General features: G+C 68.2%; 25 protein-coding genes. 18 read left to right on the plus strand and 7 right to left on the minus strand.

The genetic code is table 11. The features are described 5' to 3' along the window. Nucleotides 1–2: 2 nt before the first annotated feature. The gene (locus C0099_RS13965) at nucleotides 3–776 is read right to left on the minus strand and encodes an EAL domain-containing protein (RefSeq protein ID WP_102247987.1); all 774 of its coding nucleotides are present in this window, start codon (nucleotides 774–776) and stop codon (nucleotides 3–5) included. A 139-nt stretch (nucleotides 777–915) separates the two neighbouring features. Between C0099_RS13965 and C0099_RS13970 the strand changes: the two genes are divergently transcribed. Further along, nucleotides 916–1,110: a hypothetical protein gene (locus C0099_RS13970; RefSeq protein WP_102247988.1), complete on the plus strand. Its 195-nt coding sequence runs from the start codon at nucleotides 916–918 to the stop codon at nucleotides 1,108–1,110. Beyond that, nucleotides 1,094–1,831: an N-acetylmuramoyl-L-alanine amidase family protein gene (locus tag C0099_RS13975; RefSeq protein WP_102247989.1), complete on the plus strand. Its 738-nt coding sequence runs from the start codon at nucleotides 1,094–1,096 to the stop codon at nucleotides 1,829–1,831. The genes C0099_RS13970 and C0099_RS13975 overlap by 17 nt, the downstream gene beginning before the upstream one ends. Here C0099_RS13975 and murB read toward each other — a convergent pair. Together murB and C0099_RS13985 are read right to left on the minus strand one after the other, a co-directional pair. Continuing rightward, a complete protein-coding gene (gene murB / locus C0099_RS13980) occupies nucleotides 1,812–2,858 on the minus strand; it encodes a UDP-N-acetylmuramate dehydrogenase (protein ID WP_102247990.1) in 1,047 nt (348 codons plus the stop codon). The two genes, C0099_RS13975 and murB, sit on opposite strands and share 20 nt — an antisense overlap. Continuing rightward, nucleotides 2,848–3,306 (minus strand): PACE efflux transporter, encoded by a 459-nt coding sequence (locus tag C0099_RS13985; protein ID WP_102247991.1) that lies wholly within the window; start codon nucleotides 3,304–3,306, stop codon nucleotides 2,848–2,850. The genes murB and C0099_RS13985 overlap by 11 nt, the downstream gene beginning before the upstream one ends. A 141-nt stretch (nucleotides 3,307–3,447) precedes the next feature. Between C0099_RS13985 and C0099_RS13990 the strand changes: the two genes are divergently transcribed. The 11 genes from C0099_RS13990 to C0099_RS14040 all read left to right on the plus strand — a co-directional run bounded on the left by C0099_RS13990 (nucleotide 3,448) and on the right by C0099_RS14040 (nucleotide 13,752). Next, entirely contained in the window at nucleotides 3,448–4,842 is a 1,395-nt protein-coding gene (locus C0099_RS13990) for an MFS transporter (protein WP_102247992.1), read from the plus strand. A 69-nt stretch (nucleotides 4,843–4,911) separates the two neighbouring features. Beyond that, a complete protein-coding gene (locus C0099_RS13995; protein WP_102247993.1) occupies nucleotides 4,912–5,688 on the plus strand; it encodes an ABC transporter ATP-binding protein in 777 nt (258 codons plus the stop codon). Next, nucleotides 5,685–6,401, plus strand: a complete 717-nt coding sequence (locus tag C0099_RS14000; RefSeq protein WP_102247994.1) for an ABC transporter ATP-binding protein — start codon at nucleotides 5,685–5,687, stop codon at nucleotides 6,399–6,401. The genes C0099_RS13995 and C0099_RS14000 overlap by 4 nt, the downstream gene beginning before the upstream one ends. 78 nt (nucleotides 6,402–6,479) lie before the next feature. Further along, a complete protein-coding gene (locus tag C0099_RS14005; RefSeq protein ID WP_102247995.1) occupies nucleotides 6,480–7,355 on the plus strand; it encodes a branched-chain amino acid ABC transporter permease in 876 nt (291 codons plus the stop codon). Further along, complete coding sequence (locus C0099_RS14010) at nucleotides 7,355–8,308, plus strand: branched-chain amino acid ABC transporter permease (RefSeq protein ID WP_102247996.1); 954 nt, start codon at nucleotides 7,355–7,357, stop codon at nucleotides 8,306–8,308. The genes C0099_RS14005 and C0099_RS14010 overlap by 1 nt, the downstream gene beginning before the upstream one ends. Further along, nucleotides 8,305–9,498 carry an ABC transporter substrate-binding protein gene (locus C0099_RS14015; RefSeq protein ID WP_102247997.1) on the plus strand — a complete coding sequence of 398 codons (1,194 nt, stop codon included), beginning with the start codon at nucleotides 8,305–8,307 and terminating at the stop codon, nucleotides 9,496–9,498. The genes C0099_RS14010 and C0099_RS14015 overlap by 4 nt, the downstream gene beginning before the upstream one ends. A 109-nt stretch (nucleotides 9,499–9,607) precedes the next feature. Next, nucleotides 9,608–10,483: a diguanylate cyclase gene (locus C0099_RS14020; protein WP_102247998.1), complete on the plus strand. Its 876-nt coding sequence runs from the start codon at nucleotides 9,608–9,610 to the stop codon at nucleotides 10,481–10,483. 24 nt (nucleotides 10,484–10,507) lie between these two features. Further along, on the plus strand, nucleotides 10,508–11,080 hold the full coding sequence (locus C0099_RS14025; RefSeq protein WP_102247999.1) for a slr1658 superfamily regulator: 573 nt from the start codon (nucleotides 10,508–10,510) through the stop codon (nucleotides 11,078–11,080). Nucleotides 11,081–11,094: 14 nt separating this feature from the next. Beyond that, complete coding sequence (locus C0099_RS14030) at nucleotides 11,095–11,439, plus strand: slr1659 superfamily regulator (protein WP_102248000.1); 345 nt, start codon at nucleotides 11,095–11,097, stop codon at nucleotides 11,437–11,439. Between the two features lie 4 nt (nucleotides 11,440–11,443). After that, nucleotides 11,444–12,991 carry a PP2C family protein-serine/threonine phosphatase gene (locus tag C0099_RS14035; protein ID WP_102248001.1) on the plus strand — a complete coding sequence of 516 codons (1,548 nt, stop codon included), beginning with the start codon at nucleotides 11,444–11,446 and terminating at the stop codon, nucleotides 12,989–12,991. A gap of 14 nt (nucleotides 12,992–13,005) precedes the next feature. Then, nucleotides 13,006–13,752: a substrate-binding periplasmic protein gene (locus C0099_RS14040; RefSeq protein WP_102248002.1), complete on the plus strand. Its 747-nt coding sequence runs from the start codon at nucleotides 13,006–13,008 to the stop codon at nucleotides 13,750–13,752. Here the strand turns inward: C0099_RS14040 and C0099_RS14045 are convergent. Together C0099_RS14045 and C0099_RS14050 are read right to left on the minus strand one after the other, a co-directional pair. Then, nucleotides 13,740–16,211 (minus strand): hybrid sensor histidine kinase/response regulator, encoded by a 2,472-nt coding sequence (locus tag C0099_RS14045; protein WP_102248003.1) that lies wholly within the window; start codon nucleotides 16,209–16,211, stop codon nucleotides 13,740–13,742. The two genes, C0099_RS14040 and C0099_RS14045, sit on opposite strands and share 13 nt — an antisense overlap. Nucleotides 16,212–16,290: 79 nt before the next feature. Beyond that, nucleotides 16,291–17,004, minus strand: a complete 714-nt coding sequence (locus tag C0099_RS14050) for a response regulator (protein ID WP_102248004.1) — start codon at nucleotides 17,002–17,004, stop codon at nucleotides 16,291–16,293. Between the two features lie 197 nt (nucleotides 17,005–17,201). On the opposite strand from C0099_RS14050, the gene C0099_RS14055 reads away from it, so the two are divergent. The 5 genes from C0099_RS14055 (at nucleotide 17,202) to C0099_RS14075 (ending at nucleotide 22,568) form a co-directional block, all read left to right on the plus strand. Next, nucleotides 17,202–18,155: a hypothetical protein gene (locus C0099_RS14055; protein WP_102248005.1), complete on the plus strand. Its 954-nt coding sequence runs from the start codon at nucleotides 17,202–17,204 to the stop codon at nucleotides 18,153–18,155. A 131-nt stretch (nucleotides 18,156–18,286) separates the two neighbouring features. Beyond that, entirely contained in the window at nucleotides 18,287–19,786 is a 1,500-nt protein-coding gene (locus C0099_RS14060; RefSeq protein WP_102248006.1) for an AMP nucleosidase, read from the plus strand. Nucleotides 19,787–19,914: 128 nt separating this feature from the next. After that, on the plus strand, nucleotides 19,915–20,610 hold the full coding sequence (locus C0099_RS14065; protein ID WP_102248007.1) for a DsbA family oxidoreductase: 696 nt from the start codon (nucleotides 19,915–19,917) through the stop codon (nucleotides 20,608–20,610). A 65-nt stretch (nucleotides 20,611–20,675) separates the two neighbouring features. Next, entirely contained in the window at nucleotides 20,676–22,013 is a 1,338-nt protein-coding gene (locus tag C0099_RS14070) for an NAD(P)H-dependent oxidoreductase (RefSeq protein WP_102248008.1), read from the plus strand. 84 nt (nucleotides 22,014–22,097) lie between these two features. After that, nucleotides 22,098–22,568, plus strand: coding sequence for a hypothetical protein (locus tag C0099_RS14075; protein WP_102248009.1), 471 nt, complete (start codon nucleotides 22,098–22,100; stop codon nucleotides 22,566–22,568). A 5-nt stretch (nucleotides 22,569–22,573) separates the two neighbouring features. Here the strand turns inward: C0099_RS14075 and C0099_RS14080 are convergent, their stop codons facing one another. Together C0099_RS14080 and C0099_RS14085 are read right to left on the minus strand one after the other, a co-directional pair. Beyond that, the gene (locus C0099_RS14080; protein WP_102248010.1) at nucleotides 22,574–22,927 is read right to left on the minus strand and encodes a hypothetical protein; all 354 of its coding nucleotides are present in this window, start codon (nucleotides 22,925–22,927) and stop codon (nucleotides 22,574–22,576) included. Between the two features lie 108 nt (nucleotides 22,928–23,035). After that, nucleotides 23,036–24,406 (minus strand): NAD-dependent succinate-semialdehyde dehydrogenase, encoded by a 1,371-nt coding sequence (locus C0099_RS14085; protein WP_102248011.1) that lies wholly within the window; start codon nucleotides 24,404–24,406, stop codon nucleotides 23,036–23,038. Nucleotide 24,407 lies beyond the last annotated feature (1 nt).

Raw genomic sequence — 24,407 nt, forward strand, 5'->3', positions numbered from 1 at the left:
GGTCAGAGCGCGAAACGCTCGGCCGGCACCTCGGCCAGCGCACGGAAAGCCGGACGGGCGAAGTAATAGCCCTGGAACAGCTCGATGCCCAGCGCGCGCAGCGCGGCGTATTCCTCACGCGTCTCCACGCCTTCGGCGATGACGCGAATGCCCAGGTCGTTGCACACGGTGAGGATGCCGCGGCAGATCGCCGTGCGCGTGCGGTCGGTGTCGATGCCGCGGATCAGGCCCATGTCGAGCTTGACGATGTCGGTCTGGAAGTCGGCCAGCAGACCCAGCCCGGCGTAGCCGGCACCGAAGTCGTCGATGGCGGTACAGAAGCCGCGTTTCTTGTAATGCTCGACGATGCCGCGCAGATGGACATGGTCCTCGACGCGCTCGCCCTCGGTCACCTCGAAGATGATGCGATCGATCGGGAAGCCGGACTCCTGTGCAGCGGCCAGTGTGGTGCGGATGCACAGTTCCGGCTTGTAGACCGCGTTGGGCATGAAGTTGATGCTGAGCATCGTCGTCATGCCCAACTCCGCGGCCAGGCTGATGGCCTTGACGCGGCAGGTCTGGTCAAAGCGGTAACGGTTGGAATCATTGACGTGGGCGAAGACCGCGCCTGCGCCCTCGCCATCGAGGCCCCGCACCAGCGCCTCGTGGGCGAAGATCTCGCCGCTGGAGGCATCGACGATGGGTTGGAAGGCCATCGTGAAGTCGAAGTCGAGACCGGCGCCGTCGCGACACTCGGAGCAGTTCAGATTGCGGAAATCGCTGGGGGGATTTCTCATTCGCAGTTCCTGTCCGGCGCCAGCACGCCGGTCGTCGGTTGATACGGGGAACCATTAGAGCGGTTCCGGTCCGATACGACAAGCCCCCGCGAATCCGTACTCGGGGCATTCAGGCAACACCCGCAAGGAGGCGGACGCCATGGAAAGCAAGCGCAAGAAGGGCAGATTCCGCATCATCTGCGACGAGATCAAGCTCCAGCAGACGCCGCACTGGGACATGGACTGCATGACCCGCGAGCAGCTCGACGAGGTCTTCGGCGTCGCCGACGACAAGGCGCCCGCAGACCGGCAACGCAAGGGCGGTCAGGACGACACGGATGGCGACGGCGACTGAGTCCGTGCGCACCGCGCTTGCCTGCGCAATCGCACTATGCGCGGCCGGCGCCACGGCCGCGCCGCCGCTGGTGGCGGTGGACATCGGCCATACGCTCGACGCGCCGGGCGCGATCTCGGCGCGCGGGCGCCCCGAACTGGAATTCAACCACGACCTGGCCCGCGCACTGGTCAAGGCGCTCGAGGCGCGCGGCATCGACACCGTACTGGTCAATGCCGACGGGCGCATCGAATCGCTCGCGGCGCGTCCGGCCAACGTGCCGCACGCGGACTTTTTCATCTCCATCCACCACGACTCGACCGGCGCGCACGAGCTGACCGAGTGGGAATGGATGGGCACTTCCCAGACCTTCAACGACCGCTGGTCCGGGCATTCGCTGTTCGTCTCGCGTCGCAATCCGGACCTGGCACTGAGCACGCTGTGCGGGCGCAGCATCGGCGCGCGCCTGCAGCGCGCGGGCTTTGTCCCGACGCACAAGAATGGCCGCAAGCGCGGCTATGTGGACTTCGAACATGCGCTGCACCACTTCGACAACCTGATCGTGCTCTATCGTGCGGAGCAGGCCGCGCTGCTGTTCGAGGCCGGTGTGATCAAGCATCGCGACGAGGAACTGCTGCTGCGCGATGCGCGTTACCAGGCGCGCATGGCCGACGAGATCGCCACCGGGCTGGCCGCGTGCCTGAGCACGCGAAGCGACGACATCACTCGCGACGCGCGCTGACGAAGACCGGCTCGGGTTCCAGCTCGACGCCGAATCGCGCGGCGACATCGGCGCGGATCGCCTCGGCCGCGCGACGCACGTCGGCACCGTTCGCGCCACCACGATTGACCAGCACCAGCGCCTGTCGCTCGAAACAGCCCACCGGCCCGAGGTCGCGCCCCTTCCAGCCGCACTGGTCGATCAACCAGCCGGCGGCGATCTTGGCCCCGCCACCGGGCTGCGAATAGTGGGGCAATCCGGGGTGGGCCGCCTGCAATCGCGCGAGCGTCGCGTCGTCGACCCGCGGGTTCTTGAAGAAGCTGCCGGCGTTGCCGAGCACGGCCGGATCGGGCAGCTTGCGACGACGGATCGCCACCACCGCGTCGGAGACATCGAGGGGTGTGGGAACGCCGATGTCACGCGCGGCCAGTTCCGCCGCGACATCGGCATAGTGCGTCACCGGCCGCCAGCGCCTGGGTAGCCGGAAGGTCACGGAGGCAATCAGCCAGCGCCCGGCCTCGCCGCGTTTGAACACGCTGTCGCGATAGCCGAAGCCGCAGTCGGCCGCGTCGAAACGCCGCGCCCTGCCGTCGGCCAGCGACACCGCCTCGAGATGATCGAAGCGCGCCTCCAGTTCCAGCCCGTAGGCGCCGATGTTCTGGATCGGTGCCGCGCCCACGGTGCCGGGAATCAGCGACAGGTTTTCCAGACCGCCCCAGCCCTGCGCCAGCGTCCAGCGCACGAAGTCGTGCCAGTTCTCGCCGCCGCCGGCGCGCACATAGCGGAAGTCCTCGTCCTCGCCTGCGAGTTCGCGCCCGCGGATCGCGACTTGCAGCACCCAGCCGGGAAAGTCGCCGTCGACGACGATGTTGCTGCCGCCGCCGAGCACCAGACTGGGCGCATCGCCCCAGTCTGGCCGGGCGAGCAGCGCAGCGAGCTGTTCGGAATGTTCGATGACGGCCAGATGCGCGGCGCGCCCCGGCAGGCCGAAGGTATTGAGCGCGGCCAGATCGGCCCCGTCGATGACGTGCGGCGTCTCAGTCGGCATGAACCGGCTCCCCGCCAATCGGGAACAGGCGGTCGTAGGCGAGATTGAAGACGAAGGCGTAGGCGACATACGACAACGCCAGGGCGATGTCGGCGATCAGCGCGGCGAGCCAGTCCATGCCCGTCCACCACATGATCAAGGGCAGCGACAGGGTCAGCAGACCGCCCTCGAAACCTAGCGCGTGCACGATGCGCAGTCGCAGCGGACGCCGGTCTGCACGGCGGCCGGTGAGCCGCGCCTCGCACCAGTCGAAGAGCGTGTTGTAGACGCCGTTCCACAGCGCGGCGATCGCGGCGATGAGCGCCAGCAGGCCGATCGAATCCCCCAGCGGCACACCCGAGAGCCACACGAAAGGCGGCGTGATCAGCAGCAGGCCGCCGACTTCGAAGAGCACTACCTGGCGGACGCGATCCGGGAATGAACGCAGGGCGGGACGGGTTTTGTTCACTGCAGCAAAACTCTATAATTGCGGGTTCATTTCGCGCGCATCGTGCGCGCAGCCCGCCGCTTCGATACGCGTTTCGGCGGGCAGGACCAGGATCGCTCACAAGGCATCCCGGCGGTCCCTGCAAAGGCGATTGACTCTAGCATGCTCCCTCACATCCTCCCCATCAGCTCGCTGATGCTCGGCACCGCCCTGCTGCTGCTCGGCAACGGCCTGATGTCCACCCTGCTCACGCTGCGCGGCAGCATCGAGGGCTTCGGCGACCAGATCCTCGGCCTGATGGGCTCGGCCTACTTCGTCGGCTTCCTCATCGGCACCTGGGTGGTGCCCGCGATGATACGGCGCATCGGTCACATCCGCGCCTTCGCGTTCTACGCGTCGAGCATCGCCGTCGTGGTGCTGGTGCACGCGCTGATCGTGCATCCGGTGATCTGGCTGCTGCTGCGGCTGGCCACCGGCATCGCGCTGGTGGGCTTCTATACCGTGATCGAGAGCTGGCTCAACAGCCGCGCCGTACCCGAGCGCCGCGGCCAGGTGTTTGCCTTCTACATGTTCGTCAACATGAGCGCGCTGGCGCTGGCGCAGCAGTTACTGCATCTGGCACCGCCGCAGGAATTCACGCTGTTCGCGATCTCCGCCGTGCTGATCTGCCTGTCGGTGCTGCCGCTGTGTTCGACACGCCAGCCCCAGCCCGAGATCCAGCCCCTGCCGCGCCTGACCATCGGCAAGCTGTGGGCGGCCGCGCCGTCCTCGGTGGCGGCTTCCATCGTCTCGGGCCTGTCGATCGGCACGCTGTGGAGCATGGGGCCGCTGTACGCGGCGCGCCTGGGGCTGGACGCGAGCGGCGTGGCGATGCTGATGACGGCCACGATCGCCGGCGGCGCGATCCTGCAACTGCCGCTGGGCCGCTATTCGGACCGCGGCGACCGCCGCCATGTACTGGCCTTCGTGGCCTTCGGCGCGACCGCCGGTGCGGTGGCGATGGCGATGTTCGGCGGCTCGAACAGCGCGCTGCTGATCTCGGCCTTCGTCTTCGGCGGCATGTCGTTCGCGATCTATCCGATCGCGGTCGCCCACCTCATCGACCGCCTGCCGCATGAGCAGATCCTGTCGGGCAACTCCGGCATGCTGCTGCTGCACGGCCTCGGCGCGGTGTTCGGCCCGACCGCGGCCGGCGCACTGATGGCGGTCAGCGGCGCGGCCGGACTGCCGGTGTTCTTCGCGCTGACGATCGCGCCGCTGGCGATCTTCGTGGCGCTGCGCGCACGCGGGCGCGTCGACCATATCGTCGAGGAGGCCGCGCAGTTCGTGCCGATGATGCGCACCGCACCGACCGGCATGGAGATGGCCGCCGCCGTCGAGGAACACCGCCTGGAGAGCGGCGGACACATCGATCACACTGACCCGTCCGAAGACCCGCCCGCGCCGCGGGCCGATGCCCAGCCCGAGGACAACCACCCGACCGCACCGGAGGCACCGCTCTCCGGCAGCAACGAAGCGCCGTCGCCACAGCGCAGCGAAGACTCGCCGCGCCGCTGATCGGGCGCGGAAACTGGCGCCGCACACGCCGTTCGGGCCAGAATACGGCCACTGCAACGGGATGCGCGCATGCTCGAACTGGAACACATCGTGAAGGCCTTCGGCGGCTTCCGGGCCGTCGACGACTGCTCGCTGTCGGTCTCCGAGGGCGAAATCCTCGGCCTTATCGGACCCAACGGCGCGGGCAAGACCACGCTGTTCAACCTCATCGCCGGGGCGCTGGCGCCAAGCGCGGGCCGCATCCGTTTTCTCGGCGAGGACATCACCCGCCTGCCCACCGAGGCACGCTTCCACCGCGGCCTGGTGCGCACTTTCCAGATTCCGCACGAATTCCACCGCCTGAGCACCCTCGAAAACCTGATGATGGTGCCGGCCGGTCAGCCGGGCGAGCGGCTGCTGGCCAACTGGTTCGGTCATGAGCGCGTTCGCCGACACGAGGAGGAAGTACGCGAGCGCGCGCTTGCCACGCTGGAATTCCTCGAACTGACCCACGTCGCCGACGAACTGGCGGGCCACCTGTCGGGCGGGCAGAAGAAGCTGCTCGAACTCGGTCGCACGATGATGACCGACGCGCGTCTGGTGCTGCTCGACGAACCGGCCGCCGGTGTCAACCGCACGCTGCTGCGCAAGCTCGAGGAGAAGATCGAGATCCTCAACCGCGAGCGCGGCTATACCTTCGTGCTGATCGAGCACGACATGGAAATGATCGCGCGCCTGTGCAACCGCGTCGCGTGCATGGCCGAGGGGCGCGTGCTGGTCGAGGGCGGCTTCGCCACCGTGCGCAACGACCCGCAGGTGCTCGAAGCCTATCTGGGCGAGCGCGTGAACGAGGAGAACCCCGCTTGAGCGCCGCGCTGCTCGAACTGCGTGGCGTACGCGGCGGCTACGGCGAGACCGACATCCTCGACGGCATCGACCTGCACGTGGGTGCGGGCGAGATCGTGGTCATCGTCGGCCCCAACGGCGCCGGCAAGTCGAGTGCGATGAAGGCGGTGTTCGGCCTGCTCACGCTGCGCGACGGGCGCATCGTGTTCGATGGCGACGACATCACCGGGTGGACGCCGGACCGCATCGTGCGCCGCGGCATCTGCTTCGTGCCGCAGGTCGACAACGTGTTCCGCGACATGAGCGTGCACGAGAACCTGGAGATGGGCGCCTTCCTGCGGCGCGGCGACCTGTCGGGCGCCTACGAACGCGTCTACGGGCTGTTTCCCGACCTGAAGGCCAAGCGCCGCACGCTCGCCGGCAACCTCTCCGGCGGCCAGCGCCAGATGGTGGCCATGGGCCGCGCGCTGATGCTCGAGCCCAAACTGCTGTTGCTCGACGAGCCCACGGCCGGGCTGTCGCCCCGCTACATGGAGCAGATCTTCCAGATCACGCGCGACGTGCGCGACGCCGGCGTGGCCATCCTGCTGGTCGAACAGCACGCGAAACAGGCGCTGGCCCTCTGCGACCGCGGCTACGTGCTGACCACCGGCGCGAACCGCTGCGACGGTAGCGGCGCCGAACTGCTGGCCGACCCGGAAGTCGTGCAGCTTTTCCTCGGTGGGCAGCGATGACGACCCCCACGCTCACTTCGTTCGCTGCCCCCCGAGGGGGCTGGGCCTCCCTTGGGACGGCCCGGCGGGAGGCCTGACATGGACGCCTACGAGTTCATCAACTTCCATCTCGTCCCCGGCTTGCTGCTGGGCTCGATCTACGCCATCGGCGCGATCGGCGTGACGCTGGTGTTCGGCATCCTGCGTTTCGCACATCTGGCGCACGGCGACCTGATCACGCTCGGCGCCTTCCTCGCGCTGGGCGCGGTCACGCTCGGCGGCCTGGACCCGTGGCTGGCGCTGCCGGTGGCGATGGCGCTGGCCGCGGCGGTCGCGGTGGGCATCGACGCGAGCTGCTATGCCTATCTGCGCGAGCGCCCGCGCATCCTCACCGTGATGGCCTCGCTGGGCGTGGCGCTGATGGTGCGCGCCGTGGTGCAGATGGGCTGGGGCACGGACCCCACGACCTATACCAGCGGCATCGTGCGCCCGGACGAATACTTCGGCTTCATCCTGCTGCGCGATCGCGAACTGGCGACCTTTGCCGCGGTGATCGTGCTGGTTGCCGCGCTCGAAGCCTTCCTGCGGCTGACGCGCTGGGGCCGCGCGATGCGCGCGATGTCCGACAACCCGGATCTGGCGCGTCTGTGCGGCGTGGACAACCGCCAGGTGGTGCGCCTGACCTGGATCATCGTCGGCATGTTGTGCGCGGCCGCCGGCTTTCTGCTCGGCATCAACACCGAGGTATGGGCGATGATGGGCTGGTGGGTACTGCTGCCGGTATTCGCCGCGGCCATCCTCGGCGGGGTCGGACGCATCGACGGCGCGGTGCTGGGCGGACTGGTGATCGGACTGACCGAGGAGTTGTCGGTGCTGGTGCTGCCGGCACAGTACAAGAGCGCGACGGCCTTCGTCATCCTGCTGCTGGTGTTGCTCTTGCGCCCGCGCGGCATCCTCAAGGGCAAGGTGCTGTGATGGATGCATTCGGCCTCGCCAACTACGCGCTGTTCATCCTGGTGCTGGTCGGCATCTACGGCCTGATGGCGCTCGGGCTGAACGTGCAGTGGGGCCTGGGCGGGCTGTTCAATGCCGGCATCGCGGGCTTCTTCGCGATCGGCGCCTACGCCTCGGCGATCCTCACCAGCCCGGCCCTGCCCGGGCGCGTGGGCGGTTTCGAGCTGCCGGTGGCCGTCGGCTGGGTCGGCGCGATGGCGCTGGCGGCGTTGCTCGCCTGGCCGATCGGGCGCGTGTGCCTGCGCCTGCGCTCGGACTATCTGGCGATCGCCACCATCGGCGTGGCCGAGATCATCCGCCTGGCGGTGCGCTCCGAGGACTGGCTGACCGGCGGTGTGCGCGGCATCTCGGGCATTCCGCGTCCGTTCGGCGAGCTGCCCTACTTCGCCTCGCAACTGGCCTATCTGGCGCTGGTCGCGGCCGCGGTGCTGCTCGCCTATGTGCTCGTCGAGCGCCAGCTGCGCTCACCCTGGGGGCGAATGATGCGCGCCATCCGCGACAACGAGGCGGCAGCCGCGGCGATGGGCAAGCATGTGGAATCCAGACGGCTCGAGGCCTTCGTGTTGGGCTCGGCGCTGATGGGGCTGGCCGGGGCGCTGTTCGTGCATTTCAACCGCTCGATCACGCCCGAGGCCATCGACCCGATGATCGTCACCTTCCTCGTCTGGATCATGCTGATCCTCGGCGGCTCGGGCAACAATCGCGGCGCACTGCTGGGCGCGCTGGTGATCTGGCTGATCTGGTCGCTGTCGGAGCTGCTCACCGACCGGCTTCCGACCGAGATCGCGATACAGGCAAAATACGCGCGCATGTTCCTCATCGGGCTTGCGCTGCAGCTGGTGCTGCGCTTCCGGCCCGAGGGGATACTCCCCGAGGAACGTCGCACTCACGGACGAAATCAGGACGACTCATGACCCGCAAGCACTTCATCGGCGCGGCGCTGGCCGCCGCAATGACTCTGCCGGCCGCCGCACAGGAGGCGAAGATCGGCCTGCTGTTCGGCATTTCGGGCGGCATCTCGGCGATGGCGCCGACCATGGTCGAGGCCGCGCAACTGGCCGTCGAACAGGTCAACGCCCAGGGCGGCATCGGCGACGGCGGCAAACTCGTGGCCGCGCTCGGCGACAGCGGCTGCAATCCGCAGGCGGCCACCGACGCGGCGACCAAGGCGGTCAACATCGACCGCGTACTGGCCATCGTGGGGCCCAGCTGCTCGGGCTCGGTGCTGGCCGCGGCCAACTCGGTGACGGTGCCCGCCGGCGTGCCGCTGGTGTCGCCCTCGTCGACCTCGCCGCAGGTGACCCGACTCGCGGACAAGGATCTGGTCTTTCGCACCGTGCCCTCGGACGCCTACCAGGGCGCGGCGCTGGCGCGCACGCTGATAGCGCGCGGCACCCGAAGCGTGGCCGTGACCTATCTGGCCAACGACTACGGCACCGGACTGGCCGAGTCCTTCCGCGCCGAGTACGAGGCACAGGGCGGCACGATCACCGGCTTCCAGCAGCACGACGGCTCCAAGGCGTCCTACCGTTCGGAGCTGTCGCGCCTGGCGCGCGGCGGCGCCGACACGCTGGTGATCTTCGACTACGGCGACGGCAGCGGGCTGACCATCCTGCGCCAGTCACTCGAGAACGGCTTCTTCCGTCAGTTCGTCGGCGGCGACGGCATGAAGTCCGAGGCCATGATCCGCGCCATCGGCGCGGCCAATCTCGACACCTTGCTGGTGTCCTCGCCGGTGGGTTCCGGCAGCGAATCGCTGGCGATCTTCCAGCGCGACTTTCGCGCGAAGGGCGGCAACCCGGACGGGATCTTCGCGACGACCTCCTACGACGCAGCCTTCCTGCTGGCACTGGCGATCGAGCATGCCGGCGGCGAGCGCGCCAAGCTCGCCGCCTCGTTGCGCGCGGTCGCCGGCGCCCCGGGCGATCCCGTTCGCCCGGGCGAGTGGGCCCGGGCGAAGAAGCTGATCGCCGAGGGTCGCGACATCGATTACCGGGGCGCGGCGGGCGACCACGAGTTCGACGAGGCGGGCGACGTACCCGGCGCCTACGCGCTGTTTCGCGTCGCTGGCGAGGATTTCGAGGCCGTCGCCCAAATGCATTGAGCGTGACTATGGGCACTTGCCGCTGTCCTCGGACCGCCATGGCGCTTGCGTCGGCGGCGATTGCCACGGAAAATCGGGCCTTGCCGACGAGTTCGGGGGGTGTAACCCAATGAATGCCACGGAAGATCCGGAACGCAAACTCGCCGCGCCCGTGCACGCGCCCTACGTCAAGGTCCTCGACCTCGAGCAGACGCTCTCGGACCTTACCGCCATGGTCGACCAGCTGCAGTCCGAACGCGACGACCTGGAGATCGCCCTGACCACGGCCATCGAGCACGGCGACGCGATCGAATCACAGCTCGCGACAGCCAACGTCCAGTTGCAGAAGGAAGTACTCGAGCGGCGCAACGTCGAGAAGCAGTTGCGTCTGCTGGTCGCGACGATCACCGAGAAGAGCCGTGACCTGGAACTGGTGCTGCAGACCATCACCGAGCACGCGGACCAGATCGACATGGAGTGGCTCAAGCGCTACATCGAGTCCGAAAGCGCGGCGCGCCACGATTCGCTCACCGGGCTGGCCAACCGTCGCATGCTCGACGAGGCCATCGCCAGCGAGTGGGCGCGCGGCCGACGCGAGTCCAGGCCGGTGGCGATGCTCATGTGCGACGTCGACCACTTCAAGGAATACAACGACCTGCACGGCCACCGCGCCGGCGACGAGTGCCTGCGCCGCATCGCCGACGTGCTCGGCGGCGCGCTGCACCGCAAGGGGGATCTGGCTGCGCGTTACGGCGGCGAGGAGTTCATCGTGCTGCTGCCCAATACCGACCGCGAGGGCGCGCGAGCGATTGCCGCCAACATTCAGCGCGCGCTCGCCCACGAAGCCATCGAGCACGGCAATTCGCCGCTGGGCGCACACATCACGCTGTCGATCGGGGTCTCGGCGATGGTGCCCGAGAACGGCGACGAGGGCCCGCTGTTCGCCGAAGTCGACCGCCTCCTCTACCGGGCCAAGCAACAGGGGCGCAACCGCATCGTGGCCTGAGCCACACGACGCACAAGGCACGCGATGATCGAACACTATGGAAGCTTCGAGGACATCCGGCACGATCCGGACACCGAAACGCTGAACCTCTCCTTCTGGCCGGGGCGCCTGCCGCTGCGCCAGCGCTGGCGCAACAATGGCCTGTCGGCCGACTTTCTCGGCGACTACCTGACCACCTTCTTTCCGCTCGACGACGACGACCCGGCCACCGCGAGACGGCAGGAGGAGATCCGCAGCGCGGTGAGCTTCGTCGCCAATGAACTGCTCGAGAACGCGATGAAGTTCCACGACGCGGCCCAGCCCGAGCCGATCACGATCAGCCTGTGCCTGCATCGCGACCGCGTCGTCTTCCACGAGAGCAACGGCAGCGACGCGCAGTCGGTGGCCGGCTTCCGCGCCTTCGTGCTGAAACTGCTCGAATCCGATCCGGGCGAGCTGTACATGCAACAGCTCGAACACAACGCGATGTCGGAAGGCACGGCCGGCCTCGGCTACCTGACCATGATCAACGACTACGGCGCTGACCTCGCCTGGCGCTTCGAACCGTCCGCGAGCGGCGGTTTCCGGGTGACCACGCAGGTCACACTGCCGATATGACGGAGCACATCCCGATGAAGTCCCTGGAAGGCGATGGTTACCGCGCCGCGTACGATCGCGAACGAGGCTGCGTATTCCTCGAAGGCTCGCTGCGCCTCAACGGCCTGACCGAATACGCCCCGATCTCCGCGTTGCTCGACGAGGCTCTCGAAGGCAGCGATCGACTGGAGCTCAATCTCACGCGGCTCGAATTCCTCAACAGTTCGGGCATCGCGACGCTCTCCAAGTTCGTCATCAATGCGCGCAACCGCAAGACTTGCATCCTGACCATCCGTGGCTCCAACGCCGTGCCGTGGCAGGGCAAGTCGCTCAACAACCTCAAGCGCCTGATGCCTTCGCTCGAGCTCGTCCTCGAATAGCCCGATGGCATCGCAACGGGGCGCCGACTCCAACTCCGACACACGGCCCGCCACGCGCAGCCTGACCGTGCGCCAGGCGGCGGTGACCCTGGTCATCGTCGTCGTACTGGGGCTGGTCGCCGGCGTAGTCGAGCTGTATTCGGACTGGCGCGCGATGCGCGGCGAGATCCGCGCCAGCACCGAGCGCACGCTGCGCCTGGTGCAGGGCTCGGCCGCCGAGGCGGCCTTCCAGTTCAACGACGCGCTCGCCACCCAGGTCGTCGACGGCCTGTTCGCCTATCCGGAGATGCGCCGCGTGGTATTGCGCGACAACTTCGACGGCATCATCGCCACGCGCGACCGTAGCGGCGAACGCCCGCAGGCCGGCGCGCTGGAGAGCTCGCTGTTTGGTGACGTCACCGACTATCGCGTGCCGCTCACCTACGAAGCGGTGCGTGGCGACATCACTGAAGTCGGCAGCCTCGATGTGGAACTGGATGCAGACGTGATCGCCGCCAGCTTCATGCAGCGCGGCGGCGTGATCCTGACGGTCGGCCTGGTCAAGGCGTTGGTGATTTCGGCGCTGGTGGTGCTGATCTTCTATTTCATGATCACGCGCCCCTTGCTCGCGCTGCACCGCGCGATCACGCGCATCGACCCGACCCGTCCCGGCGCGTGGCCGCGCCCGGCGCTCCCCGGCCACGAACGCGACGAGCTGGGACAGATCGTCGGCAGCCTGGATGCGCTGATGCAGGCCTTCCAGCGCGGGCTGGAACAGCGCGACCAGGCGCGCGACGAGAACACGCGGCTGGGCGCCGAACTGGACGTGTCGCGCCGCATCCAGGAAATCCTGCTGCCCTCGCAGGCCGAACTCGATGCCATCGAAGGCCTGGAGATCGCCACCTACATGGAGCCGGCCAGCGAGGTCGGCGGCGATTACTACGACGTGCTCTCCCACGCCGGCGGCGTGCGCATCGGCATCGGCGACGTCACCGGCCACGGCCTGGAGAGCGGGGTCGTCATGCTGATGACGCAAAGCGCCGTGCGTACCATGCTCACCAGCGAGGAAGCCGACATCGTGCGCGTCATGGAGGTGCTCAACAGCACCATCTACAACAATGTGCAGCGCATGGGCTGCGGCAAGAACCTCACGCTCGCCCTGCTCGACTACCACCCGACCGCGGACGGTGCGCCCGCGCGCGGGCGACTGCGCATCAGCGGCCAGCACGAATCGGTGATCGTCGCCCGCGCCAGCGGCGCCATCGAGGTCATCGACACGGACGAACTGGGTTTCCCGATCGGACTGGTCGAACAGATGTCGGAATTCGTCGCCGAAATCACGCTCGACCTGGACAGCGACGACGTCGTCGTGCTCTACACCGACGGCATCACCGAGGCGGCCGACCCGGACGACCGCCTGTACGGACTCGAACGCCTCGTGGAGGTCGTCACCGCCCATCGCCGCGATTCGGCCGAGGCGCTCAAATGCGCGATCATCGACGACGTCAAGCGTCACATCGGCACGCAGAAGCTCTACGATGACCTGACGCTGGTCATCCTCAGACAGAAGTGATTACGGAGTACAGGATGCGATGGACCACCCACCTGCTCGTCGCGCTGGCCGCCTTCGCGCTGGCCGGTGCCGCCAAGGCGCAGTCGCTGCAGGACTTCCGGTGGCTGACCGAGGAATACGCGCCCTACAACTACACCGAGGACGGTGCGCTCAAGGGCATCGCCGTCGACATCCTGGTGGCGATGTGGGATCGGCTGGGTATCGAACGCGAGGTGTCCGACATCCAGGTGCTGCCCTGGGCGCGCGGCTACCGCATGGCGCAGGAGCGGCCCGGTCACTGCCTGTTCTCGACCACCGTGACCGATTCGCGCCGCGAGCTGTTCGCCTTCGTCGAACCCATCGTCGACACCCGCGTGGCCATCGTCGCGCCGCGCGGCGCGCTCGAAGTAGACTCGCCGACCGCACTGCGTGACGTGCCGGTAGGCGTCGTGCGCGAGGACATCGGCGAGTTGCTGCTGCAGGAAGCCGGCGTCGACAAGCGCCTTTCGCGCACCGATTCGGCGCGTTCGCTGGTGCGCATGCTCGATGCCGGACGCTTCGCGGCCATCTCCTACAGTCTGGATACCGTGTGGTGGAACATGAAGGCCGCCGGCATCGACACCGCGAAATACGAGAACGTGCTCACGCTGACCGAGAGCGTGCTCGGTTTCGCCTGCCACAAGGACACCGACCCGGCGCTGCTGGCCCGCTTGCAAGGCGCGCTCGACGCACTGCGCGAAGACGGCACGCTGGCGCGCATTCGCGCCCGCTACGTGGACTGAACACCGCCCTGCCGCTGGGCCCTCACCCCATCGTCCTGCGAGTCGAGCCAGCGCGCGATCGCCGCGAACAACGCCTCCGGCTCCACCGGCTTGTGCAGCAGCGCGCTCACGCCGACGGCGGCGAGCGTATCGGGGTCGAGGGCGTCGGCGCGCCCGCTCATCAGCAGCACAGGCAGGTCGGCGCGCAGCGCGCGTACGGCACGCGCCAGTTCCATGCCGCTCATGCGCGGCATGGTCTGGTCGCTGAGGATCAGGTCGAAGACGAAGGGGTCGATGGCGACGCGTGCGCGCGCGGCCTCGCCGTCTTGCTCGACGGCGACGTCGAGGCCGCGCGCGGAAAGCAACTCGGCGAGAAAGCCGGTGACCAGCGTCTCGTCGTCGACGACCAGCACGCGGCCGGACAGGGCATCGGGCGGCACGTCCGTGCCCTCCCGACGCGCGAGCTCGGGCGCGGCGCCGGCCGCCAGCGGGGGCAGGACGACGCGAAAACGGGTGCCGCGCCCGGCGCCCGTGTCGACCAGCACGTGGCCGCCATGCTCGTGCACGATGCCGTGCACGGTGGCCAGCCCCATGCCGCTGCCCTGACCAACCTCCTTGGTGGTGAAGAAGGGCTCGAACATGCGCTCGAATACCTCCGGCGCGATGCCGGGGCCGTCGTCGGCGACGCTCAGCGACACATGCAGGCCGTCGATCTCACTGCGGCACGATGCGCACACTCCGCGCACCGGCGCGGCCGGCTCGACGGTCAGCCGCATGCGCCCGCACCCGCCCAGCGCGTCGCGCGCGTTGATGCACAGGTTCATCAGCACCTGCTCGAGCTGTACCGGATCGGCCTGCACGCAGGTGTCGTTGGCGTCGACAGCGACATCGAAACGCACCGACGAGGGCAGCATCGGCGCGAGAAAGCCCGCCATCTCGGCCGCCAGCGCGGCCAGTGCCACCGGGCGCGGTGTGCCGCGGCGTGCGCGGCTGAAGGTGAGCATCTGGCGGATCAGGTCGCGCGCACGCACGCTCGCGGCGTCGGCCTGCTCCAGATAGCGCGCCAGGCGCGCGTCGCCCTGCGCGGCCGGGTGTTCGGCGGCGAGCGCGAGATAGCCCTTGATGCCGGTCAGGATGTTGTTGAAGTCATGCGCGATGCCGCCGGCGAGATGGCCGATGGCTTCCATCTTCTGCGCCTGTCGCAGCTGCGCCTCGAGCCGGGTGTGTTCGGCCTCGGCCTGCTTGGCGGCGGTGATATCGCGCAGATAACCGACGAAGAGGCGCCCCTCGGGCGCGTCGGCGACCGACACCGACAACTCGGCCGGGAACTCCTCGCCGTCGGCGCGCATCGCCGTGACCTCGACGCGGCGGCCGATGAAGGGCCCGCCGGCGCCGGCCAGATAGCGTGCCATGCCGTCGCGGTGGGCGGCGCGAAAGCGCTCCGGAATCAGCATCTCGGCCAGGTTGCGGCCGACGGCCTCGCGCGCGTCGAGCCCGAAGCAGGCCTCGGCGGCCGAGTTGAAGCCGCGGATGCAGCCGGCCTCGTCCATCGTCACGATGCAGTCGAGCGCGGCCTCGACGGTGGCACGGTAGGCCTCCTCCGAGGCGCGCAAGACGCGGTCGGCGCGCTCGCGCGCCAGTTCCGCCGAAGCGCGCACGGCGAGGATCTTCATCACCGATTCGACGAAATCGGCGTCGGCCAGCGGGCGGCGCGACACGGCCGCGATCAGCCCCAGCGGACTGCCCGCCGCATCGGTGAGCGGGTAGCCGGCGTAGCTCTGCATGCCCAGCTCGGCGAATCCGTCGTCGCGCGGAAACTGCTCCAGCAGTCCTTCCGGGAAGATGCGGAACTGCTGGCCGACAACGCAGGCGCAGGGCGTGTTCTCGAGGTCGTAGTCGAAGTTCTCGCGCAGCTCGCCGTCCAGCCACGAGGCAAGCACGTGCATGCGACGGGCCGCGTCGTGGTCGCGCACGGCGATGAAGGCCCAGTCGGCGTCGACCAGCGTGGCGAGCAGGCGCGCCAGCTCGGGCAGCACCGCATCGCCATGTGCGGCCGACACGGCCAGCGAGGCTTGCCGCAGCGCATCTTCGACGCGCTTGCGCCGCGTGATGTCGGTAGCCACGCCGGCCACCGCGCACGGTTCGCCGTCGCGTCCCGGCAACGGAAACTTGCTGACCAGATAGGTGCGCCGCTCGCCGCGCACGTCGATCGCTTCCTCGAAACTGACCATGCGCCGTTCGCGCAGCACCACGGCATCGTTGGCACGCAGGCGCGCGGCCGTCTCGCCGGGCAGGACCTCGTCGTCGCCACGGCCGAGGATGTCTTCGACCGGGCGACCGACCAGCCGGCAAAACTCGGCGTTGACGAAACGGTAGCGCCCGTCCGCGTCCTTCCAGAACACCACCGCGTCGGTGTGATCGAGGATGCGGTGCAGGTGGGTATCCGCAGGTGTGCGCCGCGCATCATGCATTTCGCCCATGGTCGCCCTCCCCGCATTGGATGTTCGCAGTCTAGGCGGGCCGCGGGCGGGCGCGGCGGCGGTTACACGACGGTAACAATCAGGCGCCCGGCACGTACATGTAGCCGGCGCCGCGCACGGTGCGGATCAGGCGCGGATGCTCGGGGTCGGGCTCGATCTTGCGGCGCAGGCGCGCGATGCGGATGTCGATGGAGCGGTCGAAGGGCTCCCAGTCGCGGTTGCGCGTGAGGTTGAGCAGATCGTCGCGGCTGAGCACGCGCTCGGGCCGTTCGACGAAGGCGCGCAGCAAGTCGAACTCCATCGCGGTCAGCGCGATCTCGGCGCCGTCGGCGCCGAACAGCCGGCGCGAAGCCAGATCCAGCCGACACGCACCCACCGCCAGCGGTGCGGAAGGCGCCTCGCCGACCGGCGGCGCGGCGGACTCGCCCATGCGGCGCATCACGCTCTTGACGCGGGCGAGCAGTTCGCGCGGCTCGAAGGGCTTGGCGACGTAATCGTCCGCGCCCAGTTCCAGGCCGACGATGCGGTCGACCACCTCGCCGGCGCCGGTGACCATCAGCACGCCCATCGCATGACGCTCGCGCAGATAGCGCAGCAGCGAGAAGCCGTCCTCGCCTGGCAGGCGCACGTCGAGCAGCGCGACGTCGGGTACCGAGTCGGCGAGCCGCTCGCGCATCTCGACGCCGCTGCCAGCCTCGATCACGTCGAAGCCGTGGCTGCCGAAATACTCGGCGAGCATGCGGCGGATATCGACATCGTCGTCGACGAGCAGGATGCGTCCCGCGCCTGCCATCGTCCCTCCGTTCTCGACGTTTTTCCCTTGAATTATAGGCAAGGCACGGGTTACGCGACGGATACAAAAATGCGCCCGCGCGTTACCCGCCGAGGGGAAAGCGACATCGGCCGGATACGGCGCGCGCCGAACATGCGCCCCATCGACGCAGCCCGACCGGGGGCGTCGAGACCCGATCCAACGTGAGGAGAACCATCATGCAAGCCACTGCCGTATCCACCGACCCGCGTTACGCCCGCTGCATCGAGGTGAGCAAGCGCGTGCGCTTCGACATCGACCGCGACGTGATCCGCGGGCGCGATTTCGATTTCAACAAGAAATTCCTGCCCGACGGTCTGTCCAAGGTCGCTGCGCTGCCCTTCCTGCTGCCGGCCGAGCAGCGCTTCCTGTCGCAGGTGCAGGGGCGCAGCTACGCCAACATCTTCGGTCTGGTCGAGCGCTTCATCGCCGCGCAGATCCTCGACGTGTCGGCCGAACACCGCTTCGGTGACCAGGTCGCGCTCGAAGCGCTGGTGCGCTTCACCGACGAGGAGATCAAGCACCAGGAGATGTTCCGCCGCCTCGAGCGCATGGCCGCCGCGGGGATGCCGGAAGGCTATGTCTTCGTGCCCGAGCCCAACGACGTCGCGCGCGCAGTCATGGCAGCGTCGAAGTGGGCCGTGCTGGGCCTGACCTGCCACATCGAGATGTTCGTACTCGCCCACTATCACAGCAGCATCGACCCGGATGAGCACCTGTCCGAACTGTGGAAGGACGTCTTCCTGCACCACGCGCGCGAGGAATCCCAGCACGCCATCCTCGACGAGATCGAATGGCGCGCCGAGGACGCACGGCTGTCGGACGCCGAACGCGACGCCGCCGTCGACGACCTGATTGCGCTGGTCGGCGCCGTCGACGGCATCCTGCAGGCACAGGCGAAGGCCGACGCGGACTACTTCATCGCTTCACTCAACCGCAGCCTCGCGGCAGACGAGAAGGCGGCCATCCACGCCACCGTGCTGCGCGCCTACCGCTGGCAGTACATCGTCTCCGGCGTGCAGGACCCGCGCTTCACCGGCGTGCTCGGCGAACTCGTAAGCGATGCCCAGATGGCGCGCATCGGTGCGGCGCTGGCACCCATCGTCGAGGACGTTGGCCACGTGTTGCACTGAATATCTCAGCGCGACAAGAACACAACGGTCGCAGGCTTCCCCCTGCGGCCGTTGTCGCATTCGCCGTGCTCGTCGCGACCTAGCTTCGAACGCACGGGTAAGATGGACGCACCGAATCCAAGGCCTGCAACATGCTCACCGAACCGCCCTACATCGCCCCTGCCGAATACGACGACGCCGATGCCGCACTCGCGCGCGTGACCGAGATCTACGAGGCCAACACCGCCTGGCTGCGCGAGGCGCTGCAGCGCTTCGTCGCCGGCGAGGATCTCGACCGCCATGTGCGCGCCTGCTACCCGTTCGTGCGGGTACGCGTCGACACCGTGGCGCGACCCGACTCGCGCCTGGCCTTCGGCTTCGTCGCAGGCACCGGCGTGTTCGAGACCACGCTGACGCGTCCGGATCTCTTCGCCGATTACTACCGTGAACAGTTCGAACTGCTGATCGCCAACCACGGCGTCAAGCTCGAGGTCGGAACCGGTACACAGCCGATTCCCGTGCATTTCGCGCTGGGCGGCGCGGAGCACTTCGACGGCACGCTCGACGTGGCGCGTCGCCAGCGCATGCGCGACCTGTTCGACCTGCCCAATCTGGCCGCGATGGACGACGGCATCGCCAACGGCACCTACGAGCCCGCGCCCGGCCACCCGGCGCCACTTGCGCTGTTCACGGCGCCGCGCGTCGACTACTCGCTGCAGCGACTGCGCCACTACGCCGGCAGCGACGCCGAGCACTTCCAGAACTTCGTGCTGTTCACCAACTACCAGTTCTACATCGACGAGTTCGTCAAGCTCGGCCGCGCGCTGATGACGCAGAGCGACGACGCGCACGGCTACGAAGCCTTCGTCGAACCAGGCAACGTCGTCACGCGCCGCGCCGGGCTGCCCGCACAGCCGCGCGACGCGCTCGGTGTCGCGCCGCCGCGCATGCCGCAGATGCCGGCCTACCATCTGGTGCGCGGCGACCGCGCCGGCATCACCATGGTGAATATCGGCGTCGGGCCGGCCAACGCCAAGACCATCACCGATCACATCGCCGTGCTGCGCCCCCATGCCTGGCTGATGCTGGGCCATTGCGCCGGCCTGCGTACCACGCAGAAGCTGGGCGACTACGTGCTGGCCCACGGCTACGTGCGCGAGGACCATGTGCTCGACGAAGACCTGCCGCCGTGGGTGCCCATCCCGGCGCTGGCCGAAATCCAGCTCGCGCTGGAAGCGGCCGTGGCCGAAGTCACGCAACTGTCGGGCTATGAACTCAAGCGCATCATGCGCACCGGCACCGTCGCCAGCACCGACAACCGCAACTGGGAATTGCTTCCCTCGCACGGCAACCCGTCCGCGCCCGAGCGTCGCTTCAGCCAGAGCCGCGCGGTGGCGCTGGACATGGAATCGGCCACCGTCGCCGCCAACGGCTTTCGCTTCCGCGTGCCCTACGGCACCTTGCTGTGCGTCAGCGACAAGCCGCTGCACGGCGAGATCAAGCTGCCGGGCATGGCCGACACCTTCTACCGCGAGCGCGTCGACCAGCATCTGCGCATCGGCCTGCGCACCGTCGAACTGCTGCGCGAGCAGGGCATGGCCCGACTGCACAGCCGCAAGCTGCGCAGCTTCGCCGAGGTCGCGTTCCAGTAATCCGGCGCGAGAGAATTTCAAGTTGTAAGTTTTATGTAAGGTTTGCGTGATTGCGCGGAACCGATAAGGGATAATGCGATCCACCCTTATCCGAACCACGACCGCGGGCGCACGAGGCCCGCCGAATCATGCCCAGAATCACCCTCGACGTCTGGAGCGACTACGTCTGCCCCTTCTGCTACCTGGAATTCCCGGTGTTCGACGCGCTGCGCGCCGAGTTCGGCGACGATCTCGAGATTCGCTGGCGCGCTTTCGAGCTGCGCCCCGAGCCGGTGCCCACGCTCGAGCCACGCGGCGAATACCTGCGCCATGCCTGGAAGCACCACGTCTATCCGATGGCCAAGGAACGCGGCATGGAGTTGTACCTGCCATCCGTGCAGCCGCGCAGCCGCCTGGCGTTCGAGACCCAGCGCTTCGCACAGGAACACGGCCTGGGCACCAAGATGCACCAGGCGCTGTTCCAGGCCTTCTTCGAACATGACCGCGACATCGGCAGCATCGACGAGTTGACCGACATCGGCCGCGCCCTCGGTCTCAACGCCGTCCGCCTGAAGTTCGCACTGCGCAACGGCGACTACACCTACGGCGTACAAGCCGACCGGCTCGAGGCCGAACGCCTCGGCATCGGTGGCGTTCCCACCATGCTGCTGCGCATGACCGACGGCGACGCACAGCCGCGCCTGCTCTCGGGCGCGCAGCCACTGGCCGCGCTGCGCGAACACGTCGCGGCGATGCTCGCGGCGGCACCACGCCACTCCACCGAAGCGGCAGTGCACCCGTTGTGTCGCATCCTGCCTGAAATGCCCGTCGCGCAGCCGGTCTGAGCGTCAGCGCCACCTTCGCGCATGTCCGGCTAGAATGGCCGCACATCGCAACAGGGAGCGCACGCATGTCTCTACACCGGAAGCTTCTGCAACGCGAGGCCGAAGGCCGCCCGATCCGCGTCGGCCTGATCGGTGCGGGCAAGTTCGGCGCGATGTATGTCGCGCAGATTCCGCGCACGCCCGGCGTGCATCTGGCCGGCATCGCGGATCTCGACGTGCCCGGCGCACGCGCCAACCTCGAACGCGTGGGCTGGCCCGAGGAGCGCCATTGCGCGGCATCGCTCGACGACGCGCTCGAACTCGGCACCACCTTCGTCTCCGAGGACTGGCAGGCGCTGGTGCGTCACCCGGCCATCGACGTCATCGTCGAATGCACCGGCCACCCGATCGCCGCCGTGGACCACTGCCTTGAGGCCTTCGCCCACGGCAAGCACGTGGTCAACGTCACCGTCGAGGCCGACGCCTTCTGCGGCCCGGCGCTGGCGCAGCGCGCCGCCAAGGCCGGCGTCGTGTATTCGCTGGCCTTCGGCGACCAACCCGCGCTGATCTGCGACCTGGTCGACTGGGCACGCACCTGCGGCTTCCCGGTGGTCGCTGCCGGGCGTGGCCACAAGTGGCTGCCGCACTTCGCGCAATCCACACCCGACACCGTGTGGGGCTACTACGGCCTCACGCCGGAGCAGGCCGCGCGCGGCGGGCTCAACCCCAAGATGTTCAACAGCTTCCTCGACGGCTCCAAGCCGGCCATCGAGTCCACTGCGGTGTCCAACGCCACGGGGCTCACGGTCCCCGGCGACGGCCTGCTCTACCCGCCCGCCAGCGTCGAGGACATCCCCTACGTCACGCGTCCGCAGGACGAGGGCGGCGTGCTCGAGCGCAAGGGCATGGTCGAGGTGATCTCGTGTCTGGAGAAGGACGGTCGCACCATCCCCTACGACATCCGCATGGGCGTGTGGGTGACGGTGGAAGGCGAAACCGAATACGTGCGCAATTGCTTCGAGGAATACAACGCCCACACCGACCCGTCTGGCCGCTACTTCACGCTCTACAAGCGCTGGCATCTGATCGGGCTGGAAGTGGGCATGTCGGTCGCCAGCGTCGCGCTGCGCGGGGAGGCCACGGGGGTCGCGACCTGCTGGAACGCCGATGTCGTCGCCCAGGCCAAGAAGGATCTCGCGCCGGGCGAGACGCTCGACGGCGAAGGCGGCTACACCGTGGTCGGCAAACTGCTGCCGGCCGACAAGTCCCGCGCCATCGGCGGCCTGCCGCTGGGGCTGGCACACGACATCCAGGTAACCCGGCCGGTGAAACAGGGCGAATGCCTCAGTTGGGACGACGTACGGGTGGACGACACGACCCGGGCGTACGCAGTGAGGCGGGAGATGGAAGCACAGATCGGCTAGGCGCGAGCGGACAGCCAGCCATCTTCCACGTCACCGTTGTAGGATTGTGCCTGCCTCGTCCGGCCCGACGGCGGCGGAGAGAACATGGACGACGAGCCGATCTTCCGGCGCTCGGCGGCGGGTGCGCCGCTGGGGGTCGTGCTGGCGGCGGCGCTGCTGGTTGCGGCGCCACTGCTGGGCGACCCGTTCGCGCGCTGGATGGCGGCCTTCCTGGGTGCCGGGCTACTCGGCGTGAGTCTCGCGCGGCTGGTCGCGCGGCGAGAGTTCCTGCGGCTGCACGCCGACGGCGTGGACTTCGACACGCTGTTCTACGTCACGCGCTTGCGCTGGGCCCACGTCGAGACCTTCCGCATCGACCGGCTGGGCGAGAACAAGGTGATCCGGGTCAAATGCCAGGGGCGCTTCTGGGGCCGCAAGCCCTTCGCGCTGTCGGAAGCGACCTGGGTAGAAGGCGGCTATTTCATCCCCAACGTGTTCGAGGCGCCGCTCGAGGAGATCATCGAACGGCTCGAAGAGGGGCTTGCGGCCTGGCGCACTCTTCAGGGAGACGCGTAGGCGACTTACTCGAGCGGCTTGCCGCGCGCCTCGACCATGGCCGAGGCGGCGTTGTAGAGGATGTGTTCAGGATTCCTGTCGCAGTAGCGATAAAGCCACTTGTCGCGCTCGGCGGCGTTCATGCCGTCGACGACGTCGAAGCCGTCATGCACATCGCTGTTGATCGCCGTCAGGTAACCGGCCACCCATACGCTGTTGAGCAGCTTGGCGACGCTGCCGTCGGAATGGAAGTCGTCGATGACCTTGGCACAGGGCTTCACGCCCATGCTGTGCACGTTGAGGCGCCCCTGGTCGTCGACGGAATGGGCGGAGAACGGAAGGATCGCGGCGAGCAACAGGCTGGCGGAAAGAATCTTCATGGCTTCGGGCTCGTGGTCGGGTTGTCGGGTGCAGCGCGGCGAGCAGTGCCGGCCGTCATGATGGCCCATGACGGCCGACGTTGCACGCCAGCATCAAAAGCGCCGGCACTATTCCACTTTGGGACCGACCCACACCTGCTTGGCATTGACGAACTCATGAATCCCATGCGGCCCCAGTTCGCGTCCGAAACCGGAGCGCTTGATGCCGCCACTGGGCAGGCGCGGGTCGGTCTTGACGATGCCATTGACCGCCACCTGCCCCGCCTCCAGCCGGGTCGCGACGACCTCGCCGCGGGTGGCCGTGCTCCATACCGCGGCGGCCAGGCCGTAGCGCGTGTCATTGGCGATGCGCACTGCATCGGCTTCGTCGGACGCGCGCAGCAGCACCGCGACCGGGCCGAAGGTCTCCTCGCGCGCGGCGCACATGTCGTTGGTGACGTCGGCCAGCAGCGTGACCGGATAGAAATAGCCCTCGCCCGAGGGCATCTCGCCGCCGAGCAGGCAGCGCGCACCGGCCTCGATGGTCTCGCGCACCTGGCGGTGCAGGTTGTCGCGCAGGTCGGGACGTGCGATCGGGCCGACCTGGGTGCGCTCGTCGCGCGGATCGCCCGTCACCAGGGCCGCCAGGCGTTCGCGCATCAACTCGACGAAGCGATCATAGACCGCACCCTCGACGATGATGCGCTTGGCCGCGATGCAGCTCTGGCCCGCGTTGATGATGCGCGACAGGGTGAGGATGTCGGCGGCTTCCTCGAGGTTGGCGTCGGCGAGCACGATGGCCGGGTCCGAGCCGCCCAGCTCCAGCACCGCGTGCTTGATTTCGGAGGCGGCAATCGATGCGACGGCCGCACCGCCGCGCTCCGAGCCGGTAAAGGACACCGCCTGGATGCGCTCGTCGCGAATCACCGCCTCTACCTGCGGATTTTCCAGCGGCAGATTGGCGAACACGCCGGCGGGCGCACCGGCCTGCTCGAAGAGCTCGGCGATGGCCGCCGCGCAGCCGGGCACATGCGAGTCGTGCTTCATGACGCAGGTGTTGCCGGCCATCAGCGCGGGGGCTGCGAAGCGAAAGGCCAGCCAGAACGGCGCATTCCACGGCAGGATGCCGAGAATCGCGCCCAGCGGCTCATGGCGCACGTAGCTGCGCGTGGCGTCGGACTGGATCTGCTGCGCGGCGAGATAGGCTTCCGCGTGTTCGGCGTAGTGGTCGGCTGCCCAGGCCGCCTTGACGACCTCGCCGACCGCCTCCTTGCGCGGCTTGCCCATTTCCTCGGTCATCAGCAGCGCGAGGCGGTCCACGTCCTCGCGCATGATCTTCGCGACGCGGCGCAACACTTGCGCACGCTTGGCGAAACCGGGGTCACGCCAGCCGCGCCATGCGCCGTCGGCCGCGGCGAGGATGCGTTCGACCTGGGCGGCATCGGCGGGCGCCACTTCGCGCACGAGTCGGCCGGTGGTCGGGTCGATGGCTTGCAGCATG

It is taken from the genome of Pseudazoarcus pumilus (assembly GCF_002872475.1).
Lineage (GTDB): Bacteria > Pseudomonadota > Gammaproteobacteria > Burkholderiales > Rhodocyclaceae > Pseudazoarcus > Pseudazoarcus pumilus.

Coding starts and splice junctions, on each gene's coding strand:
- C0099_RS13965 (WP_102247987.1), bottom strand. CDS start 776: ATGAGAAATCCCCCCAGCGATTTCCGCAATCTGAACTGCTCCGAGTGT.
- C0099_RS13970 (WP_102247988.1), top strand. CDS start 916: ATGGAAAGCAAGCGCAAGAAGGGCAGATTCCGCATCATCTGCGACGAG.
- C0099_RS13975 (WP_102247989.1), top strand. CDS start 1,094: ATGGCGACGGCGACTGAGTCCGTGCGCACCGCGCTTGCCTGCGCAATC.
- murB (WP_102247990.1), bottom strand. CDS start 2,858: ATGCCGACTGAGACGCCGCACGTCATCGACGGGGCCGATCTGGCCGCG.
- C0099_RS13990 (WP_102247992.1), top strand. CDS start 3,448: ATGCTCCCTCACATCCTCCCCATCAGCTCGCTGATGCTCGGCACCGCC.
- C0099_RS13995 (WP_102247993.1), top strand. CDS start 4,912: ATGCTCGAACTGGAACACATCGTGAAGGCCTTCGGCGGCTTCCGGGCC.
- C0099_RS14005 (WP_102247995.1), top strand. CDS start 6,480: ATGGACGCCTACGAGTTCATCAACTTCCATCTCGTCCCCGGCTTGCTG.
- C0099_RS14010 (WP_102247996.1), top strand. CDS start 7,355: ATGGATGCATTCGGCCTCGCCAACTACGCGCTGTTCATCCTGGTGCTG.
- C0099_RS14015 (WP_102247997.1), top strand. CDS start 8,305: ATGACCCGCAAGCACTTCATCGGCGCGGCGCTGGCCGCCGCAATGACT.
- C0099_RS14020 (WP_102247998.1), top strand. CDS start 9,608: ATGAATGCCACGGAAGATCCGGAACGCAAACTCGCCGCGCCCGTGCAC.
- C0099_RS14025 (WP_102247999.1), top strand. CDS start 10,508: ATGATCGAACACTATGGAAGCTTCGAGGACATCCGGCACGATCCGGAC.
- C0099_RS14030 (WP_102248000.1), top strand. CDS start 11,095: ATGAAGTCCCTGGAAGGCGATGGTTACCGCGCCGCGTACGATCGCGAA.
- C0099_RS14035 (WP_102248001.1), top strand. CDS start 11,444: ATGGCATCGCAACGGGGCGCCGACTCCAACTCCGACACACGGCCCGCC.
- C0099_RS14040 (WP_102248002.1), top strand. CDS start 13,006: ATGCGATGGACCACCCACCTGCTCGTCGCGCTGGCCGCCTTCGCGCTG.
- C0099_RS14045 (WP_102248003.1), bottom strand. CDS start 16,211: ATGGGCGAAATGCATGATGCGCGGCGCACACCTGCGGATACCCACCTG.
- C0099_RS14050 (WP_102248004.1), bottom strand. CDS start 17,004: ATGGCAGGCGCGGGACGCATCCTGCTCGTCGACGACGATGTCGATATC.
- C0099_RS14055 (WP_102248005.1), top strand. CDS start 17,202: ATGCAAGCCACTGCCGTATCCACCGACCCGCGTTACGCCCGCTGCATC.
- C0099_RS14060 (WP_102248006.1), top strand. CDS start 18,287: ATGCTCACCGAACCGCCCTACATCGCCCCTGCCGAATACGACGACGCC.
- C0099_RS14065 (WP_102248007.1), top strand. CDS start 19,915: ATGCCCAGAATCACCCTCGACGTCTGGAGCGACTACGTCTGCCCCTTC.
- C0099_RS14070 (WP_102248008.1), top strand. CDS start 20,676: ATGTCTCTACACCGGAAGCTTCTGCAACGCGAGGCCGAAGGCCGCCCG.
- C0099_RS14075 (WP_102248009.1), top strand. CDS start 22,098: ATGGACGACGAGCCGATCTTCCGGCGCTCGGCGGCGGGTGCGCCGCTG.
- C0099_RS14080 (WP_102248010.1), bottom strand. CDS start 22,927: ATGAAGATTCTTTCCGCCAGCCTGTTGCTCGCCGCGATCCTTCCGTTC.
- C0099_RS14085 (WP_102248011.1), bottom strand. CDS start 24,406: ATGCTGCAAGCCATCGACCCGACCACCGGCCGACTCGTGCGCGAAGTG.